Source organism: Collimonas silvisoli (assembly GCF_018305005.1).
In the GTDB taxonomy this organism is placed as follows: domain Bacteria; phylum Pseudomonadota; class Gammaproteobacteria; order Burkholderiales; family Burkholderiaceae_D; genus Collimonas; species Collimonas silvisoli.
Map to the genome: position 1 here is coordinate 1 of NZ_JAGQEG010000204.1, position 2,792 is coordinate 2,792.

Consider the following 2,792-nt stretch of genomic DNA (forward strand, 5'->3'; position numbering starts at 1 on the left):
GAGCCGGAAATCCGGCTCTGCCCATTTCACTTATCGATTTAATTTACGAGGAGGAAGAATTGCAAAACGCAATCTTTCTATAAGTAAATGTATTATAATTTTTGAAACTCACATGTTGTCTTTTAGAGATGTAATTTGATCTTCAAAGTCTCGTGTCTGAGGACTTGCACTTGAAATTGCGGCAATGCCGAGTCAGGATCGCTCAGGATGCCGCATGGTACGGGGCAGCTAAAGTGTCTGTCGGCGACTTCTGACAGAGGTACAAGACATCGTCAAAAAATAACAATTCAGAGGGAAGATAAAAATGCATGTGAGCTCGATACACATCAAAGGGTTTCGCTGTTTTGACGACGCTGGGCAACGTATATTGCTCAACGATTTCACATGTTTTATTGGTCCGAATGCTTCCGGGAAGACCGCTAGCATGTTGGCGTTAGCTCGTTTGTTTGCGGATACGCAAGCTGAACGCACCATCCGATCATCGGACTTTCATCTTCGCCCAGGGGAGCAGCTGTCCCAGGCGGACGAAAGGCATCTTAGTATTGAGGTGAAACTCGAATTCCCGGGAATTGCCGTCGGCGTTGCTGCTGATGCAGCCATTCCTGAAACCTTTAATCAAATGGTCGTTGCGGAACCTGGTGGAAGTCTATATTGCCGAATTCGCCTAGAGGCTATCTGGACGAAAGATGGGACTGCTCTTGGTGATGTTCAGCAGAAGCTGCTTTGGATATTGACTCCATCCGATGATCCGGAAATTATTAAGAATAATCAACGCTCGGTAAAAACTGCCGAGCGTGCTCGTCTACGAGTGATCTATGTACCTGCGGCACGCGATCCGGCCGCTCAAATACGCACTTCCTCGGCGACCATATTTGGACGTTTGCTCAAAGCCATTGATTGGGGAGAGCACCAAATGATCATCCAGGAAAGGCTGCAGGAGCTTAAGGAGGGGCTGGGCCAATTGACTGGTCTAGAAACGATGAATGCTCAAATTCAAAGATCTTGGGAAAGCCTTTATGAAGGGCGAGTTGCTGCAAATGTCTCGTTCCAGAGTGAACAAGCGGATGCGTCCTCGCTTCTTGGAATGCTTGTGCCAACGTTCGCGCCAAACGAGCAAGGGCAAGCAATCCAAGCGGCTGAGCTAAGCGATGGACTCCGGTCGTTGTTTGCATTGTCATTGCCACTGGGTTTCTATCGGATAGAAGAGCAACTGAAGCAAGCAGCGGAGAAAGCCGGATTTCGGGCGGATGTTGCAAATAGTTTGCCGTTGTTAACAATCTTCGCTGTTGAGGAGCCCGAAAACCACCTTTCGCCGCATTACCTTGGGAAGGTGGTCACGGAGCTGAATAAGATAGCAAATGATCCTAATGCCCAGGTGGTGCTGTCCAGCCATTCTCCATCTATCATGCGTCGTGTCGAGCCTGATGATGTGCGCTATTACCTTGGCGGAGAGAGCCATGTGTCTACGACCATATCTGCGCTTAATTTGCCTGAAATTAAAACGGATGAAGCATTCAAGTATGTGCGAGAAGCTATACGCGGATATCCGGAGCTCTATTTTTCTCGACTTGTTGTGCTTGGCGAGGGAGCTTCCGAGGAAATCATACTTCGAAAGGTATTTGAGGCTAGTGGTACACCGGTGGACTCGTTATTCGTTTCCGTTGTGCCCCTTGGCGGGAGACATGTGAATCATTTTTGGAAGCTTTTGCACGGTCTCAAGATTCCGTTCGTAACGCTTCTTGATCTGGATCGAGAAAAGCAAGGTGCTGGTTGGGGGCGATTGAGATATATCCGCGATCAACTTGTGGCTCTACACGGAGGCGTGTCTCCCATACTTGAATACCAGGTTGATGGCGGCACTACGGCGAATTTGGCCAATGTCTCCGACGAAATGCTCGGCGGTGACGATCAGGATAGCGTCAAAATGAAACCTTGGATTGACTACTATCAGCGGAGCTTTAGTGTGTTCTTTGCTAAGCCATTGGATATCGATTTCTCCATGCTAAAGTGTTTCCCAAACATTTACCAAGGGCAGGCTCCCGCCAATGGCGGACCACGTTTGCCAGCAGATGAGCCTTTGCTTACCCAAGCGAGGGTCGCACGAATGCACCAAGTGCTGGCTGCGGATGCAACTGCAGTTCCTGCAAATTTGGGGCAAAGCTATGATAACTCCACCGAGGTTCCTCTATTCGCCTGGTACAAGTATTTGTTCCTAGATGGCTCAAAACCTGTCAGTCATATGCGAGCCATGATCGCTCTTGAGGGATCACAATGGGTTGAGTCAATGCCGACTGAATTAAAAGAATTAGTCGCATGTGTTAAAGCGAAAACTGCGCCGGTTCCACCTCCACCACCACCTCTTCTTCAAAATATCGAAAATGCCGCTAATTAAAGAAGAGAGTTGGCTTCCAGTTGGAATCGATGATCTGGAGGTCGGCGCACATTACGTAGTTCGCTCCAGTGAAAACAAGCTTGTAATCGCTGGTCCGGGCGCGGGGAAAACAGAGTTGCTTGCGCAACGCGCCGATTTTCTTTTGACGACAGGTCGTTGCCCCAATCCAAAGCGGATTTTGGCCATTTCTTTTAAGCGGGATGCTGCAAAAAATCTTTCGGAACGAGTTCGAGCAAGGAGTGCAGATTATTCCAGTCGATTCGACTCCATGACGTTAGATAGTTTTGCTAAGCAATTAGTGGACCGGTTCTATCCGGCTTTGCCATTACAGTGGAGGCCAAAGCCCAATTACCTGGTACGCACTTCAGCTGTGCCGGATGACGCTGCACGGATCTGGTTT

General features: G+C 48.8%; 2 protein-coding genes. Both read left to right on the forward strand.

The window, feature by feature from the left end; translation table 11 throughout:
* The first annotated feature begins 304 nt into the window (after window positions 1–304).
* On the forward strand, window positions 305–2,392 hold the full coding sequence (locus tag KHU33_RS25905; protein WP_211468394.1) for an ATP-dependent nuclease: 2,088 nt from the start codon (window positions 305–307) through the stop codon (window positions 2,390–2,392).
* Window positions 2,379–2,792 (forward strand): UvrD-helicase domain-containing protein (locus KHU33_RS25910; protein ID WP_211468396.1); only part of this gene is annotated, 414 nt, incomplete at its 3' end. The genes KHU33_RS25905 and KHU33_RS25910, both read left to right, overlap by 14 nt.

What these genes read in the sequence shown, in the direction of transcription:
- KHU33_RS25905 (WP_211468394.1), top strand. Translation starts at nt 305, where the DNA reads ATGCATGTGAGCTCGATACACATCAAAGGGTTTCGCTGTTTTGACGAC.